14 protein-coding genes are annotated in these 17,400 nt (G+C 61.9%); 9 read left to right on the forward strand and 5 right to left on the reverse strand.

Annotated elements, in window-relative coordinates:
* The first annotated feature begins 40 nt into the window (after window positions 1-40).
* Window positions 41-391, forward strand: coding sequence for a hypothetical protein (locus tag CI15_RS27160; RefSeq protein ID WP_062133863.1), 351 nt, complete (start codon window positions 41-43; stop codon window positions 389-391).
* Window positions 392-957: 566 nt separating this feature from the next.
* A complete protein-coding gene (locus CI15_RS27165) occupies window positions 958-1,533 on the forward strand; it encodes a hypothetical protein (RefSeq protein WP_062133865.1) in 576 nt (191 codons plus the stop codon).
* A gap of 23 nt (window positions 1,534-1,556) precedes the next feature.
* On the opposite strand, the gene CI15_RS27170 is transcribed toward CI15_RS27165, so the two are convergent.
* Window positions 1,557-2,237: a DUF4410 domain-containing protein gene (locus CI15_RS27170; protein WP_062133867.1), complete on the reverse strand. Its 681-nt coding sequence runs from the start codon at window positions 2,235-2,237 to the stop codon at window positions 1,557-1,559.
* Window positions 2,238-2,437: 200 nt separating this feature from the next.
* Between CI15_RS27170 and CI15_RS27175 the strand changes: the two genes are divergently transcribed.
* Window positions 2,438-4,090, forward strand: coding sequence for an FAD-dependent oxidoreductase (locus CI15_RS27175; protein ID WP_062133869.1), 1,653 nt, complete (start codon window positions 2,438-2,440; stop codon window positions 4,088-4,090).
* A 14-nt stretch (window positions 4,091-4,104) separates the two neighbouring features.
* Here CI15_RS27175 and CI15_RS27180 read toward each other — a convergent pair whose 3' ends face one another.
* Window positions 4,105-5,013, reverse strand: a complete 909-nt coding sequence (locus tag CI15_RS27180; protein WP_062133872.1) for an ATP adenylyltransferase family protein — start codon at window positions 5,011-5,013, stop codon at window positions 4,105-4,107.
* Window positions 5,014-5,064: 51 nt separating this feature from the next.
* Window positions 5,065-5,550 carry an adenosine-specific kinase gene (locus CI15_RS27185; RefSeq protein WP_062133875.1) on the reverse strand — a complete coding sequence of 162 codons (486 nt, stop codon included), beginning with the start codon at window positions 5,548-5,550 and terminating at the stop codon, window positions 5,065-5,067.
* 439 nt (window positions 5,551-5,989) lie between these two features.
* On the opposite strand from CI15_RS27185, the gene CI15_RS27190 reads away from it, so the two are divergent.
* From CI15_RS27190 to CI15_RS27205, 4 genes are all read left to right on the forward strand, one after another.
* The gene (locus tag CI15_RS27190) at window positions 5,990-7,609 is read left to right on the forward strand and encodes a glycoside hydrolase family 43 protein (RefSeq protein ID WP_062133878.1); all 1,620 of its coding nucleotides are present in this window, start codon (window positions 5,990-5,992) and stop codon (window positions 7,607-7,609) included.
* 94 nt (window positions 7,610-7,703) lie between these two features.
* The gene (locus tag CI15_RS27195) at window positions 7,704-9,026 is read left to right on the forward strand and encodes an MFS transporter (protein WP_062133881.1); all 1,323 of its coding nucleotides are present in this window, start codon (window positions 7,704-7,706) and stop codon (window positions 9,024-9,026) included.
* 24 nt (window positions 9,027-9,050) lie between these two features.
* The gene (locus tag CI15_RS27200; protein ID WP_241495947.1) at window positions 9,051-10,541 is read left to right on the forward strand and encodes a glycoside hydrolase family 5 protein; all 1,491 of its coding nucleotides are present in this window, start codon (window positions 9,051-9,053) and stop codon (window positions 10,539-10,541) included.
* Window positions 10,542-10,745: 204 nt separating this feature from the next.
* On the forward strand, window positions 10,746-11,873 hold the full coding sequence (locus CI15_RS27205) for an aminotransferase class V-fold PLP-dependent enzyme (protein WP_062133887.1): 1,128 nt from the start codon (window positions 10,746-10,748) through the stop codon (window positions 11,871-11,873).
* A 3-nt stretch (window positions 11,874-11,876) separates the two neighbouring features.
* On the opposite strand, the gene CI15_RS27210 is transcribed toward CI15_RS27205, so the two are convergent.
* Complete coding sequence (locus CI15_RS27210; RefSeq protein ID WP_062133891.1) at window positions 11,877-13,892, reverse strand: acyl CoA:acetate/3-ketoacid CoA transferase; 2,016 nt, start codon at window positions 13,890-13,892, stop codon at window positions 11,877-11,879.
* Window positions 13,893-13,921: 29 nt separating this feature from the next.
* Entirely contained in the window at window positions 13,922-14,389 is a 468-nt protein-coding gene (locus CI15_RS27215; RefSeq protein WP_062133894.1) for a CBS domain-containing protein, read from the reverse strand.
* A 164-nt stretch (window positions 14,390-14,553) separates the two neighbouring features.
* Between CI15_RS27215 and CI15_RS27220 the strand changes: the two genes are divergently transcribed.
* On the forward strand, window positions 14,554-16,083 hold the full coding sequence (locus CI15_RS27220; protein ID WP_062133897.1) for a CYTH and CHAD domain-containing protein: 1,530 nt from the start codon (window positions 14,554-14,556) through the stop codon (window positions 16,081-16,083).
* Window positions 16,084-16,265: 182 nt separating this feature from the next.
* Window positions 16,266-17,336, forward strand: a complete 1,071-nt coding sequence (pstS, locus tag CI15_RS27225; protein WP_082814310.1) for a phosphate ABC transporter substrate-binding protein PstS — start codon at window positions 16,266-16,268, stop codon at window positions 17,334-17,336.
* The last annotated feature ends 64 nt before the right edge of the window (window positions 17,337-17,400 follow it).

Raw genomic sequence — 17,400 nt, forward strand, 5'->3', positions numbered from 1 at the left:
TCCTTCAATCAAAGCGGTGATTTCGAATCAGGAAGGGTATATGGCTTACTCGCAAATTCCCGTGATTATTTTCTTTTCTCTCGGGGTGCTGGCGATCGTCTTCTCGCTGGTTCGAACGTGGCGCACCTTTTTCAGCCGGACAATTTCCGATTGGGATAGGCGAGCGCTGACACTGGTGTACATGTTTCATGCCGCAGTGTTCAGTGCAGCCTTGTTCGTTGCGATTTGCGTTTCCGAGTATGGAAGATGGTCGTCCAGTCCGTTGGTGGCGGCTTCGACCGTATGGCTTACCGCCACGGCCGGGTTGCCGATCGTGTATCTGGCGGCGCTTTATTGCCGAGGCTTTATCGAAGATACGCTCGAGAAGCTACGCAAGTTCAGCGATCGCTAAGGTCAAAGAAAGTCCGCGCCGTGTTCTCGACCGGCGCGACTCTCAGGTGCACTGCGCAGCTCGGCGCGCGGCGTTCAGTAACCGCCGGCTGATGAACTGCTCGAACCGCCAGACGCGCCGGAGCTGCCTGAGTTCATATCGCCGCATCCTGAAACCACCACCACCGCTCCCAGGCAAACCAGACACGCAAGAGCCATCCGAAGCCGCTTCATAGTCATTCCTCCAGGGGGAAGCTCGCAGGAAGTCCCACCGAGGGATATCCAGCGAGGCAATAACCGCGCTATTACCGAACTGCCGTTGCATGGCGGACGCGTCGCACGGTTCACCGCGAACGCAAGCGTCGACATGGTGGTAAACGCGACGCCCCGGCGCTTTATTCCTCGCGCGTAGTGACTGCTTCAATTATTCAATCGTCTGGAAAACGGTGAGCGCGCTCGACCGGCTTCGCTGATCGCGGAATAAACCACCGTGCGGGGCCGTTTAACCGTTAGGCAACCAGGTCCACTGACTTACGCTCGATAGGCAGCGCGCACCGCCGTGTCGCCGTGTGAATCGAGGAGCACGTCATGAAACCGCTTGATGCAACGTTGCGCGCCGGCAGCGCCGTTGCAGTGCTGGTGTTGTTGGGCGCTGTGTCCGGTTGCTATTACTACGTGCCGTACGGCTACTATCCTTACGGGTCCTACCCTGCCAATGGCGTCGTATCGACGGTGGACGCTCAGCAAGAGATGTCCTCTGTCACAGCAGGCGGTGCCGACGGCGAGATTCAGTTTGCGATGCCCGACGGCACGACGCCCGCCTACGACCTGTCGCCCGCGCCCGCCTATGCCGCGCCTGCATACTACCCGGTCGCCTATCCCTATCCTTACTACTATCCGTACCCTTACTACGCTTACGACTGGCCGGGTTTCTGGTGGCCGTCGGCGTCGTTCAGCTTCGTGTTCTTCGGCGGATGTTGCGGCCATTTCCACGGCCACCCGCACCACCCCGGCCACTGGGGTCACGATGGCAACTGGGCTGGAGGTCACGGCTCATGGGGCCCCATGCACGCCAGTTCGAATGGCGGCGGCTGGGGCGGTGCTCATGGCTGGGGCGGTGGCGGCGGCCACTTCTGGGGCGCAGGCGGCGGTCACGGCCGTTAGCATCGGGCCGCGCTGGATGTCTTCTACTTTGCGCCAGCCTGAAGCCGTTGTGCGAGCTGCTCAGCGATCTGCCCGGCGCTTTTCCTGATCGCCGTCTTTTCATCGCGACCAGACAGAACGACCTTCGCGGCAATCACGTACGGATTGAGCTTGATCACGGCGCCGGGCATATCCCGGCTCGAGCCTTCTTCGACACTTTGATAGAGCGGCGGCAACTCCGGCGCAGCCAGGTTATCGCAGGAAACCGCGACCTGAAACTGGCTTTGGCCCGAGCCCATCCCCACCATCGCGCGACGCAAGCGGTTACCCTCGTCGACACTGAGAAAAACGCCCCGCACCTGCCAGCCGCTGTGGGGCAGGGGCTCACCCGGCGTCACGCGGCGCGCGTCTACTCCGGCCTTGCGCAGATCGTCCGTGAGAGATTGCGCCATCAGCGCAACGATCTCTCGCGCCCGCGCTTGCGGATCCTGTTGCTGGCGCAGCGGACCTTCGGGCACCAGATTGCCCACGATGCCTCGCGCGCGGTGGCCAGGCCCGCTGTCAGGGGTGACATTCGCGGCATCGAGATCGAAATCGGAGACATAGACGACGGGCTGCGCGACGGGAGTCGAGGGCGCCGCCGACGAGTCCGCTGCCAGACATCGGGCCGCGCTCGCCCACACACAGGTCGCCAGACAGATGATTCCCACCGATCGAAACACCATGGCGCACCTCCGCGTTCATTGCGCTCCCTGCTTCGTACTGGTTGAAGCGCGCCTATGGCTCGCGACCTGAAAATCCTATACTGGGTCGGTGCGCTTGTCTGCGCAAGTCTTCGCGCGAATCCAATCATCGGACATGACGCCCCGGAATGCTGGCGGACCTTGCGTTACGTCAGGAGCCTGAAAGAACAAAGGACGAAGCCATGCTCACGATCGACGACATCCGCGCTGTCCCGTTGTTCTCGGCCCTCCCCGACATCGTGCTGGAGAACCTCGCGCACACCTCCGCCGACCTGCATCTGTGCGCGGGCGAGTTCGCGGTTCATGAAGGCGGCGAGCGTGCGCTATACGCCGTGCTGGCGGGCAAGATGGAAGTCATCAAGACTTTCGACGGCATCGAGCGAACCTTGGGCTGGCGTCTGCCCGGGACGATCTTCGGCGAGGTGCCGTTGGCGCTGAGCTCGCCGTTTCCGGGCGCTTATCGGGCCGCCGAGCCTTCGCGCGTGATGCGCGTCGATGCGCCGCAATACTATGCGCTGGCCGCCGCATCGCCGGACGTGGCGTTCCGGATGGGCGCGTTGGCACGCGAGCGCATCGGCGGCCTGCAAAGCCTTTCCGCCGAGCCGCCGAAGGCGCGGGTGTCGATCGTCGGCAACCGTTGGGACAATGCGTGCACGCTGCTGCGTCAGTTCCTCGCGCGCAATCAGATCAGCCACGACTGGATGGCGCCGGATGCGCCTGAACTGGCCGCGCGCTGGCCCGGCACGTGTCCGTCGGAAGCCGAGTGCCCCGCGTTGCGCCTCGTCGACGGCACCGTGCTGAGCCGGCCGGCGACCCGCGAGCTGGCCGAACGGCTCGGTCTTCAGACGCAGCCGCAGCTTGCCGGATACGACACGGTGATCATCGGCGGCGGACCCGCGGGGCTTGCCGCCGCGGTGTACGGCGCGTCGGAAGGTTTGCGCACGCTGGTGCTCGAGCGCGAGGCGCCGGGCGGACAGGCGGGCACGTCCTCGCGCATCGAAAACTATCTCGGCTTTCCCAATGGCGTTTCCGGCGATGAACTCGCGAGCCGTGCGCTGCAACAGGCACGGCGGCTCGGCGCGGAGATCCTGGTGACGCGCTCGGTCGAGCGCATCGATGTGCAAACGCGGCAGATTCATCTCGACGGCGGCGACGCCGTGCGCGCTCGCACGATCATTCTCGCGACCGGCGTCACCTGGCGGCGGCTCGCCATCGACGGCTTCGACCGCCTGATCGGCAAGGGGATTTACTACGGCGCGGCGCGCAGCGAAGCGAGCGCGACGCACGGGCTCGATGTCCATCTGATCGGCGGCGGCAATTCGGCCGGCCAGGCGGCGTTGTTCTTCGCCAATCATGCGCGCAGCGTGACGCTCGTCGTGCGCGGCGATTCGCTGGAAAAGGGCATGTCGCGCTATCTCGTCGAACAGCTTGCGGGCAAGTCGAATGTCGCGGTGCGGTTGCGCTCGGAAGTGGTCGGCGCGCAGGGCGATACGCATCTGACGGCCATCGACATTCGCGATTCGACCAGCGGCGAAGTGAGCCGGCACGACTGCGGCGGTCTGTTCGTTTTCATCGGCGCGGACGCGCAGACGGAGTGGCTGCCGCCCGAGATCGCGCGCGATGGGCGCGGCTATGTTCTGACCGGCGATGACGTCGTCAGGGCCGGAAGCTGGTCGCATCAGCGCGATCCTTACCTGCTCGAATCGAGCGTCCCTGGCGTGTTCGCGTGTGGGGATGTGAGGCTGAGTCCCGTGAAGCGCGTTGCTTCAGCGGTCGGGGAGGGCAGCATGGCGATTGCGTTCGCGCACAGGTACTTGCAGTCGGACGGTGCGTGAGTCCGTCGCTACGTCTACATGCTCGCGGGCAGCGCGACGCGTTCCAATACCGTCATCGGGCCGAGCCTTTCGATCACCTCCAACTGCGCCGCGTCGCGCACGAACAGCGAACCCGCAAAGCCGAGCGCGTTGACGGACACGCCTTCGACACGCTCTTGCGATCTCGGCACGAGCAGCATCCAGCGCCGCGTGACGAGCAGGTTATAGGGCGTCGCATGACAGGTAGCACGGTCGATTTCGACCGCGCCGACACCGGCCGCTTCGAGCAGCGAGCGATAGCGGGAAAGCGCCGTCTTTGCCGCGTCCGCGCGAGTCAACTCATCCGTGTCGAAGCGAGCGAACGCATGCCGGAATGGCAGATCCGGCAAACGGGTCTGCGCACTCGCGCTGAGCAAAGGCTCGATAGGCACGGCCGGATCGGCTTCCCCGAGCGGCAGCGGCACGATCTGCAGATGCTTGTGCGGCTGGCTCGCGCCCGCCTCGGTGCCCGCGTTGTAAAAGCCGATGCCGTCGAACTCGACCATGCACCTGATCAGCGCTTCGAAGTCGGCAAGATCGAGCAGCGCTTCCTGCCGTTCGAACTCGCGCGTGACGATCAGCAGATGATGGTCGATCACGTTGAACTTGTTCAGCAACGCGAGATGCGTGTCGGAGATATCGGCGACGAACAGATCCGGCTCGTAGGGAAGAAACGGGTTCGCGCGAGGACGCTTTTCCGTCTGAAGCGCTCGCCTTTGCTCGCGATCCTGTTCCTTGCGCGTCAGGCTCGACACCTGACGCACGAGAAAGCGGATGCCGCCGCTTTCGATCACGGACTGTTGCGTGTCGATCGGTTGCAGCGCGCCGCAACTGAGCGCACGTTCGGTCTGTCGCACGATGGCGGGCCATAATGTGCCCGGAATGAGGCGTCGTGGTGGTTCCATACGATGTCGGCAGGCGCGGCGGCGCGCGTGACGTGAGTGAAAGGGCAGTCGCTACAGTTTGTACCCTATCGTGCGCAAAAGATCCTTGCGCCATTGAATGTCTTCCGCGCTTTCGATGCCGAGCGGCGAAAAGCCATCGATCACGCCGACGATGCCTCGGCCCTGATCGGTTTCAGCGATCAGCACTTCGACGGGGTTCGCTGTCGCGCAGAAGATGCGGCAGACCTCCGGCACGGCCTTGATCGTGTTCAGCACGTTGACGGGGAAAAAGCCGTCGCCCAGAAACACCAAGAAGCTATGGCCCGCGCCGACGCTGGTTGCGTTCTGGCATGCCATCTCGACGAGGCTCTCGTCGGTGCCGGAGCGCCGCACGAGGCGCTTGCCGGAGGCCTCGCAAAAGGCGAGGCCGAACTTGATGCCGGGCACCGTGCCGACCATCGCTTCGTGAATATCCTCGACGGATTTGATGAAGTGGCTTTGCCCGAGAATGAAGTTGGTCGTTTCAGGCTTGACGACCTTGACGGCGGACAATTGCATATTGGACCTCGCTCCATTGCGGCCGAACGCCGACGAAAACACGTCGAAGACGGGGCAACGCGACTATGGAAAGCTCGCGCATCAGCCGGTCTTCGTCGATCCGGCTTCTAGCGTAGTACTAACTGTGCGTGAGCGAAAGCGCCGTTGCAGCGCGGGCCTCGGAGAGGGCATTGCGCCCCGGCTAGCTGAAGCCGGCGCGGTGGCGGTGGTGCACCGCAAGGGAAAATCTGAAGTCGTTCACAATCGCCTTTCAACTGCCATCTACGGGAATACCCTCTCGTCATCGCGCTTGAACGACCGCAAAGTCACGTGCTAAATTCGGATTGTTACCGGTAACTTATCGGTAGGCATAGATTTGGTTCGCGTATCCGATCGGTGAAGGCAACCGTGGCTAGCGTCGAACCGTGCACTTCGATCTTTTCAGACAGATCCATCCTCGATGAGCGTTATTCAAAACCCTGTTCTACGCGGTTTCAATCCCGATCCCTGTATTTGTCGCGGCAAAGATGCGTGGTACATCGCTGTATCGACGTTCGAATGGTATCCGGGCGTTCTCATCTACGAATCGAAAGACTTCGTCAACTGGGAACTGAAGGCCACCCCGCTGGACCGCCTTTCGCAACTGAACCTGATCGGGGAACAGCCGTCCGGCGGCATCTGGGCTCCGGCCTTGTCGTATCACGATGGCCTCTACTGGCTCGTCTACACCGACACGAAGGCATGGAAAGGCGAGCAGAAGATTTCGCCGCTGCGCGACATGCACAACTACGTCGTGACGGCCCCGGACATCACTGGCCCGTGGTCGGAACCGACGCATCTGGTCTCTGGCGGATACGACCCGTCGCTGTTTCACGACGAATCGGGCAAGAAGTGGCTCGCGTACATTCGCCGCGATTTCCGGGGAATCCACGAGGATCTCTTCGCGGGCATCATCTTGCGCGAGTACTCGGCGGAGCAGGGAAGACTGATCGGTGAAGAGCACGTGATCTATCGCGGCGCGAATCTGAAGACCGATTACTTCATGAAATGCCAGATCTACGAAGCGCCCCATTTGCTGAAAAAGGATGGCTGGTACTACCTGATCACCGCGGAAGGCGGGACGGGCTATACGCATGCCACCTGCGTGTCCAGATCGCGCGGCATTTTCGGTCCGTACGAGCTGCATCCCGAAACGCCGATGCTGAGCTCGCGCGACGTGAATCGCCGCATCCAGCGAACGGGTCACGGCAATCTGGTCGAAGGGCCCAATGGCCAGTGGTTCATGACGTACCTCGGTTCCCGGCCAATCGACGCACAGACGAAACGTTCACCGCTGGGTCGGGAGACCTGCATCGCGCGAATCGATTGGCGGGACGGCTGGCCTTTCCTGAGCGGCGCAGGCGTGGTGCCGCCCGAATCCTTCACGGTCGACTCCGACGTCGAGCAAAACCTCGATAGCAGCTGGCGGGTCGATTTCGGCCACGGTGCGACGCTGCCGCTCGAACTGCAAAGTCTGCGCGCCCCGATCAGCGACGCCTGGTGCAGTCTGGCCGAACGCCCCGGTTATCTGCGGATACGGGGCCAGGAGTCGCCCACCTCGCGATTCCATCAAAGCCTGTTGGCTTGCCGCGTCCGTGACTGGCAATTCGAAGTCGAAACGGCGCTCGAATTCTCGCCGACGTCGTACTTGCACATGGCCGGACTCATGGCCCGCTACGACGAGAACACGTTCTACTACCTGTTCATCACTCGCGACGATGACGGCACAAAAATACTCTCCTTCATGGAGATGGATGCCGGCAGCTTTGCGTATGACAACCGGCTTGCCGTACTGCCTGAGGGCGGCGAAACCGGCTTGCGGGTTCGGGTCGAGGACACGAAGCTGCGCTTCTTCTACCGCTCGACGCATGGTGAGTGGATGGACGTCGGCGTGGAAAAGGACTTCACCAAACTGAGCGACGAGTATGCGACGCCCATCGGTTTCACGGGGGCGTTCGTCGGGATCTCGGTCAACGACATGCTCGGCTTTCGCGAGCCCGCTGACTTCCGGAACTTCTCGTATCGCCAGTTGCCCGCGTAGGGCGTCGCAGCTTCGGGTCGACGGTCGCATCGGAGGCGCCGTCACTTTCGCGGCGTCCACGCAGTAACGTTTAGAAAACAATGACGGAGACGAAATGACACGAAAAATCTACGGTCTGAGATGGTGGATCATCGGCACCATCATGTTAGGTTCGTGCCTGAATTTCCTGACCCGAAGCACGCTTGCGGTCACTGCGCCCACGCTCACCACCCAGTTGCATCTGACTGCGGAGCAATACTCGTATGTGCTCAGCGCATTTACCCTCACGAATGCGCTACAGCCACTCACCGGCTATGTCATCGATGTGATCGGCCTGAAGACGGGCTTTGCGCTGTTCTGCCTCGCGTGGTCGATCATCACGATGGGGCATGGTCTGGTCCATTCCTGGCAGGGTCTCGCGCTGATGCGGGGGCTTCTCGGCTTGCCCGAGGGGGCGATCCATCCCGCGGGCATGAAGGCGACCTCGCAATGGTTCCCCGCGCGGGAGCGGGGTCTCGCCGGCGGCATCTACAACATTGGCGCATCGCTGGGTTCGATGCTCGCGCCGCCGCTCGTGGTCTGGGCCACCCTCTTCTGGAACTGGCAGTTCGCGTTCGTGGTCACGGGGGGTATCGGGTTCGTATGGTTGGCCCTCTGGTGGTGGATCTATGACACGCCCGAGAAGCATCGCGCGCTTTCCGAGCGGGAAAAGAACTACATCCGTGCGGGTCAGGAGGAGCATATCCAGGCGAGCAGCGAGCGTCCGTCCATCCGCTCGATCATCACCCAACGCAATTTCTGGGGCATCGCCTTGCCGCGGTTTCTCGCCGATCCGACGTGGGTGACGCTGAGTTTCTGGCTGCCGCTCTATCTGAGCACGGTCCGGCATATGGATCTGAAGCAGATTGCCTTGTTCGCCTGGTTGCCCTTCCTCGCGGCAGATATCGGCAGCGTATTCGGCGGGATGCTCGTCGGCGCACTGCTCAAATACACCAGCATCAGCGTGGTCAACGCCCGGCGCTGCGTGTTCACCTTCGGCGCCTTGATGATGCTGCCTGTGCCGTTCGTAGGCTTCGTCGATCACCCGCTAACGGCCATCGCACTGCTCTGTCTGGGCGGCTTCGCGCATCAGACGCTATCGGTGACGGTCATCACCATGTCGACCGACCTGTTTCGCAAGAGCGAGGTCGCTACGGTGGCGGGTTGTGCGGGCACCGTCAGCACCATCGGGCAATTGTGTTTTACGTTGGTCGTTGGCGCGATGGTCAGCCATGTCGGCTACAAACCGATTTTCATTCTTCTGGCCGTATTCGATCTGATCGGCGCCACTGTGCTGTGGACGCTCGTTCGCTTGAAAAAAGACGAGAACGATTCCTCCAGCGTGCGCCTCGGAAGCCTGGGCGGCGTGCCTGACGCAGTCAGAGCGATCGATCAGTAAGCGCTCGGAGTTACACCCACCATCTTGACGGAAGGACTGAACATGCAGTTTTTGAGTGTCAGCGGAAATCAGATCGTCGATGCCAACGGAGACAAGGTTCGCCTCAGAGGCACCTGTCCAGGCGGCTGGATGAATATGGAGGACTTCATCAACGGCTACCCGGGGGCGGAACATACGCTCCGCGCCGAGATGAAGTCGGTGTTGGGCGCCGCCAGGGCGGAATTCTTTTTCGATCGACTGCTCGATCATTTCTTCAACGAGAGCGACGTCATCTACCTGAAGCGGATGGGCGCGACGGTGGTCCGCCTGCCGCTGAACTTCCGTCATTTCGAGGATGAGCGCGCGCCCTTTCAATACAATGAAAAGGGCTTTGCCCGCCTGAATCAGGTGCTCAAATGGTGCGAGAGGCATGGGCTTTACGTGATCCTCGATCTGCACGCAGTCGCGGGTTGGCAAAACGTCCATTGGCACTCGGATAACGCCTCGCGCATCAATCTGTTCTGGGAAAGCGCGCATTATCAGGACCGCTTCGTCGCGCTGTGGCAGGAGTTCGCGCGTCGCTATCGGGACGAGGCCGTAGTCGCCGGCTACAACCTGATGAATGAACCCTGTGTCAATAATTACCGGGGCGACGTGCCGTGGAACATCTACAGGAACTATCAACCGGACTGGCCACGCTTCAATGCGCTTTACAGGCGGGCGGTGACCGCGGTGCGCGAGATCGATCCGAAGCACATCATCTTCCTCGAGGGCGATTGCTACTCACTGCTGTTCGCGGGCATGGACGCACCGTTTGCCGACAATCTCGTCTATAGCAGCCACAACTACACATCGTGCGGGTTCGGACCCGGCTCCTACCCCGGCGTGATCCGCTCACAGTCCGCGAAGACCGAGGAATCGGAAGAGTATTGGGATCTGGCGCGTCAGGAGAAAGCATTCCTCGATCACGAGGGCACGGTTTTCACGCAACGGCACAATGTGCCGCTATGGGTAGGGGAATTCGGCTCCGCGTACAACGGCGCCACGCAGGAGATTCCTGACCGGCTACGCGCGATGGATGACCAGATCGCGATTCTTGAACGCCATGGCGCGCATTGGACGACATGGAACTACAAGGACGTCGGCGTGATGGGCATGCTCACGCTCGATGAAGCGTCCCCGTACATGCAGCTCGTCGGCGATCTGATCCGCAAGAAGGAAATGCTCGGTACCGACGACTGGATGCACTGGTTGCCAATGACACCCGTCAAGGATGCCGCCGTCCAACTCGCCGACCAGATTCGGGCCGTGATCGGTGATGAAGAGCAGTCGCAGGCCTACACCCGTCGTTGCCTCAGCCAGAATCTGATGTGCTTCTTCGTGGGCAGCCTGATGCAGCCGGCTTACGCGAAGCTGTTCAAGGGACTCTCGGAAAGTCAGATCGACCATATCCTCGCGTCTTTCTCGCGTGAGCAATGCACGCCGAACCAGGCGCTGACCGATATCTTGCAGAAATACATGGCTTATCCAGCCTGATCACCGATGCGTCGAAGTGACCATGCGCGATCGTGTTGCGCGGGTGCGTGAGAGGTGGCCGTTGGCCTCGGCACGCATCTGCAGAACGCGAGCGCGCGCGGTGGGGGCTGACAGATCCTGAGCTGAGGATAAACATCCAGGGGTAGCTGGCTTTGGTTAGAATCTGTTTTCGATTCTTTGATTCGTCCATTACCGGAGGCGAACGTGCCAGGTTTACTCCCCGATGTCGACCGCGAGGGACTCCTCGAATATTCAGTCGTTTATACCGACCGATCAATCAACCATATGTCGCGGCTCTTCCAGGGCGTCATGCGCGACATTTCCGCCTCCCTGAAAAAAGTCTACAACGCGAAGGCGGCCGTGGTCGTTCCGGGCAGCGGGACTTTCGGCATGGAAGCCGTGGCCCGGCAGTTCGCGACGAACCGGAAGTGTCTGGTCATCCGCAATGGCTGGTTCAGTTTCCGCTGGTCGCAGATTTTCGACATGGGCGGCATTCCGTCTGAATCGATCGTATTGAAGGCGCGCCCGGTCGAACCAGGAAGGCAGGCTGCATTTGCACCGGCTCCGATCGAAGAAGTGGTAGCCGCGATCAGCGAACACAAACCGGATCTGGTCTTTGCGCCGCATGTCGAAACCGCATCCGGAATGATGCTGCCCGATGCCTATTTGCGCGCCGTGGCCGACGCCGTTCATGCCGTCGGCGGCATGTTCGTGCTCGATTGCATCGCCTCCGGCACGGTCTGGGTGGATATGCAGGCGAGTGGCGTCGACGTCCTGATCAGCGCGCCGCAAAAGGGCTGGAGTGCGTCGCCTTGCTGCGGGCTGGTCATGCTGAGCCCGCTCGCCCGCGAAAGAATCGACCAGACGACCAGCACCAGTTTCGCTTGCGATCTGCGCAAATGGCTGCAGATCATGGAGGCCTACGAGAACGGCGGATTCGCGTACCACGCCACGATGCCCACGGACAGCCTCGCGACGCTGCGTGACGTCATCAAGGAAACCGAGGCATACGGCCTCGACAAGGTGAGAGCGGAGCAGTTGGAACTCGGCAAGCGCATCCGCGCGCTGTTGACCGACAAAGGTTTCAGAAGCGTGGCGGCCGAAGGTTTCGAGGCGCCGGGAGTCGTGGTCAGCTACACGGACGACGACGACATTCGATCCGGCAAGAAATTCGCCGATGCCGGCTTGCAGATCGCGGCAGGCGTTCCGCTGCAATGCGACGAACCCGCCGACTTCAAGACCTTCCGCATCGGCTTGTTTGGCCTCGACAAACTGCATGACATCGAAGGCACGGTCGCCAGGTTCGCCAAGGCGTTGGACAGGATGCTTTAGGGGCTAGCGGTTCGGCGATTGCTCGCGCAGGTACGCCTGCGCTTCCGCCTCCGTCTCATAGACATAAGGTGAGAGGCCGCGCCGCGTCAGTGCGTCCCCCAGCTTGGCGCGCATGAAAGCGCTGGTCGTGAAGCGTGTGACGCCGAGATAGTAGCGCTGCACCATATCCTCGACCATCTCGACATACGCGTCCTCCAGCGCGGGGTCCAATACGAACCCCTCGTAGTTCACCACGGCATAAACCTTGTGGTCGAGCGGCTCGCAGACGCGGCCTACCTGAGCCCGGATCGCCGCGATGTCGTCCGGACGCTTCACCTCCAGGCGCGCGAAATTCAGAAACATGATGTTCTTGCCGTTGTCGTAGATGAAGCGTGCTTCCAGCGGCAGTCGCAACACATTCGAGCGCAGACCCATCGGTTCAGGGCGGAAAATCCGCTCGTCCATCGGCACCGGCGAACGCAGGATCGGCGCGAAGTCCATCCTGGCCAGAATATCGCGCTCCAGATCGACACCGGGCGCAATCTCGATCAGTTCCATGCCCTGCTCGCCGAGCTCGAACACGCAACGCTCGGTGATGTAGAGGACTGGCTTGCGCGCCGCCGCCGCATACGGGCCAGAAAACGTGCGATGCTCGACTTCCTCGACGAACTTCCTGGCCGTGCCGTCACGGTGGATATGCAGCTTCCCATCGGCGACTGCAATCTGGCTGCGGCCCGCCATGAAAGTGCCGACGAACACGACTTTCTTGGCGTTCTGGCTGATGTTGATGAAGCCTCCGGCGCCGGCCAGGCGCGGCCCGAATCTGGACACATTGAGGTTTCCCAGCCGATCGGCCTGGGCGAGGCCAAGAAAGGCGAGGTCGAGGCCGCCGCCGTCATAGAAATCGAACTGGGCGGGCTGGTCGATGATCGCCTGCGCATTGGTCGCCGCGCCGAAGTTCAAGCCTCCCGCCGGAATGCCGCCGATCACGCCGGGCTCGGTGGTCAGCGTCACAAGGTCGAGGACCCTTTCCTCGTTGGCGACGCTGGCAATGCCCTCGGGCATGCCGATGCCGAGATTCACCACGCTGTTTGGCTGGAGTTCCATGGCCGCGCGCCGCGCAATCACTTTGCGCTCGCTCATCGGCATCGGCGCCACACTGCTCGCGGGGACCCGAATTTCGCCGGCGAACGCCGCGCTGTACGGCGTGGCAAAGGTCTGCTGGTGGTGCTCGGGTGGCGCCAGCACGACGCAATCGACCAGCACTCCAGGGATCTTGACCTGCCGTGGATTCAGCGAGCCTCGTTCAGCGATGCGTTCCACCTGGACGATCACCAGACCGTTGCAGTTGTGCGCGGCCATCGCGATGGCGAGGGCCTCCAGGGTCAGGGCTTCGCGCTCCATCGTGACATTGCCGTCCGGGTCGGCCGTGGTGCCGCGCACGATCGCGACGTTGATCGGGAAGGCCTTGTAAAACAGATAGTCCTCGTCGCCGATACGCATCAACTCGACCAGATTCTCGGTGGTGCGTTCGTTCAGTTTGCCCCCGCCGAAGCGCGGATCGACAAAGGTGCCGAGGCCGACTCGCGAAAGATGGCCGGGCTTGCCGGCCGCGATGTCGCGAAACAGGTGGCTGATCACACCCTGCGGCAGGTTGTAGGCTTCGATCTGGTTATCCACCGCAAGCTGCTGCAGCTTCGGCACGAGGCCCCAGTGTCCGCCGATCACGCGCTTGACGAGCCCAGGCATCGCGAGATGGTTCAGTCCCCGCTCCTTGCCGTCTCCCTGGCCGGCCGCATAGACCAGCGTGAGGTTGCGGGGTTTGGGGAGGGCGACCAACGTATCCTCGTCATGCGCCGTACAGAGTTCCTCGATGGCAATCGCGAGGTCTTCGGCGAAGCCGATACCGACGAAGCCGCCTGTCGCGACCGTATCGCCTTCGCGGATCAGGCGCACGGCATCGCGCGCCGAGGCCACTTTGCCGCTCGTGCGGGAGAGGATGGCGGGTAAAGGCGCCACCGCGGTTGAGTGCGTGCTCACGTTTCACCTCGCCTGGCTTGGGCGCGATTCTAGTAGGCGCCGCCGGTATCAATGGTCAGATGGAGCATGTCGTCCTCGAGTACCCGGATGAAATGCTCGTCCTCCTGCAGGAGTTCCTCCAGCACGTCACTGGCGGAAAGCACGCCGATAACGCGCCCGGATTCGATCACGGGCAGGTGCCGGATCCGCTTGGTGTGCATCGTGACGAGGCACTTGTCGCAGGTATGCTCGGGCGCCACGTAAAACACCTGGGTCGTCATGACCTCGCCGACCCTGGTGTTGGCGGCGTTGCGGCCAAGCACCTCGACTTTGCGGGCGTAGTCGCGCTGGGACAGCACACCCGCCACATTGCTGCCCTGCAGCACCAACACCGTCGTCACGTCCTTGTCCGCCATCAACTGCAGCGCGCTGAGCACTGTGTCATCGGGGCCGACCGAAATCACCTCCCGAGGGTTGTCGGACAGAATTTGCCGTGCCGTCTTTCTCTCCTTTTTCATGGCCGCCTCCAGACCTTTCGTCTTTGTTGAATTGCAGTGTAGGTCGCTTGATCTGGGTCAAACCAACATTTTCCCTTCTGCCTCACGCTGAACGCGAGGCAAAGCACCGGCAGTGGCGCGGATCTGAGGTAGTCTGACAATCCCGGGCATACACAGGAGGTCTGATGGAACGGGAGCTAAAGCTGCGCGTCGCGAAAGAAGATCTTGATGCATTGCGTCACGCGCCTCTATTCGCAAAAGTGGAAAGCGCGGCCGAGGCTCCTCGACTGCTGACGAGCACCTATTTCGACACGCCCGCGCTCACGTTTCGCGACAGCAAAGCTTCGCTGCGAGTGCGTACCGTCGGCACCGACAGAGTGCAGACGCTGAAGCTGCAAGGGTCGGTGCAGGCGGGACTTTTCGAGCGGGACGAATTCGAGGGGCCCGTCGGGAGCGACGTCCCCGAACTCGAGCGACTGCACGATCAGATTCCTGAGGACACCGACCCAGGCAAGCTGGTTCGCGACGCACTCATTGGCGCGCAGCTGGAACCGGTGTTCGTCACGCGAATCAATCGATCGGTCTTTCCGCTGCACCTGCCGTCCGGCGACGAGATCGAGATCGCACTCGACGAGGGCACCATCGACGCGAAGATGGGTTCGGTGCCGATCACGGCCTTGGAGCTGGAGCTGAAACAGGGGCAGCCGGAGAGCCTGTACAGCGTCGCGCTCGAGTTGCTCGATACCGTGCCGCTGCGCATCGATCGTCTCAGCAAGGCCGATCTCGGTTACGCGCAGCTTGTGGCCGAGCATAGCGAGGCGGTCAAGGCGCAACGGGTGCAACTGGACAAACGCGCGTCGATCGAAGAGGCGTTCTCCGTGATCGCGCGCAACTGCCTGGATCAGGTTCAGGCGAACGAACGCGGCGTCGTGTCCGGTCACGATCCGTCGAGCGTTCATCAGATGCGCGTTGGGCTTCGTCGTTTGCGTTCCGCCCTCGACCTGTTCGCCACGGTCATTCCCGCCTATCCCGGCCTGAACGACGAATTGCGCTGGATTGCCTCGGAACTCGGCGCTGCGCGAGACTGGGAAGTGCTGGCGGGATCGACGCTCGATCATGCCGACTTCAAGGACCATCCGGACGAGATCCAGCCCGTCAGGCAGGCGTGCGAAAAGATCGCCGTCGACAACCGCCAGCGCGCCGCCGCCGCGGTCGAGTCGGTTCGCTATACGCGGCTCGCGCTTCAGCTCGCGCTGTGGTTGAGCCGAAAGGGCTGGCGAGACGGCATGTCCGACGAACAGCGCGAAGCGATCGGCAGTCTGGTGAAGCCGTTCGCCGAGGATGTGCTGCGGAGTCGGCACAGGAAACTGATCAAACGCGGCAAGGGCCTGGCCGATCTCGACGATCATCGTCGCCACCGCGCCCGCATCGCAGCGAAGAAGGTTCGCTATGCCACCGAGTTCTTCGAGTCGCTGTGCCCGAGGCGGGCCGTCCTCCACTATGTCGACGCGCTGACCGCGCTTCAGGATGGTCTGGGCTGGCGCAACGATGCCGTCGTCGCCGATCAGCTTCTGAAGGCGCTGTCGAAAACTTCGCCCGACGCGGCTTCGGGTGCTGCCTTTGCGCGAGGGTTTCTGGCTTCGCGGGTCGCTGCGGATCACCAGACGTTGAAAAAACTATGGAAGCGTTTCAGACGTCTTTCACCGCCGCGCTAGTGGGGCCACACGGCGACGTGTTCGATAGCATGATTCAATTGGAATTTGGTCTGGCGCCGCTTTGTAATGCCATATGCCGCGCAACTGAGGAGACCTGTATACCCGATGAAAAACACACAACACTGAAATGCCGGCACGGTCGCCCTCCAAAAAATTCACGCACTGGCAAGTCTGGATCAGCGATGTCCCGGAACAAGAACCAACGGGAGACACTCGTGAAAAAATTGGGCGTGGTCATTGCTTTTCCGGTTTGCTTTTCATGCACAGCCGCGGCGTACGCCGCCGACATTACGGGAGCCGGCAGCACGTTCGCCGCGCCTCTTTACACCCGCTGGGCCAACGACTATCTGAAGTCCGGTGGCAGCAAGGTGGTCTATCTGAGCACGGGGTCGTCCGATGGACTCAAGCAGGTCATCGCCCGCGAAGTCGACTTCGCAGGATCGGATGCGCCACTGAGCGACGATGAATTGACCAAAAACGGCTTGCGGCAATTCCCGACCGTGATCGGCGGCGTAGTGCCCGTCGTGAATCTTCCGGGGCTCAAAGCCGGCGAGGTGATGCTGACGGGGCCGGTCATCGCCGAGATCTTTCTAGGCAAGATTCAGTACTGGGACGACCCTGCGATCGTGCAGCTGAATCCAAAGATCAAGATGCCGAACTATCCGATCGCGGTGGTGCGTCGCCAGGATGGCTCGGGCACGACGCTGATCTGGACTCACTACCTCGCGCAGGTCAGTCCGGAATGGAAGCGCAAGGTCGGCGAAGGCACCAGCGTGCGATGGCCGCTCGGCATCGGCGGCAAAGGCAACGAGGGGGTGGCCACGTACGTCGGCTATCTGCCCGGCGCGATCGGTTATGTCGCATGGGATTTCACGAAGCAGAACCGCTTGAAGTACCTTGCATTGACCAATGCGGCGGGCAATGTCGTTGAGCCCAGTGTCGATTCGTTCAAGGCAGCGGCGACGGCCGCCGACTGGTCGGGCTCTCTGTCGCAGTTGCTGACCAATCAGCCGGGCAAGGATGCGTGGCCGGTCATGGGCGCAACCTATGTGTTGTTTCCCGCAACGCCGAACAAGCCGGGCCACGACGAAGCCACCCTGAAGTTTTTCGACTGGGCGTTGAGTCATGGCGGACCGACGGTCAACGCGCTCGACTACATCCCGCTTCCGGACCTGGTCGTGACGAAGATCCGCTCGCAATGGCCCATCAACGCAGGCGAGCAGACGGCGCACAAAGCGGCCGCGGCGCCGTGAGCAAAGTCGCGCTGACCTTGTTGAAAAACCCACGCGGTGAGTCGTTCAACTTCGGTGAATGGTT

The organism is Paraburkholderia monticola (assembly GCF_001580545.1).
Classification (GTDB): Bacteria; Pseudomonadota; Gammaproteobacteria; order Burkholderiales; family Burkholderiaceae; genus Paraburkholderia; species Paraburkholderia monticola.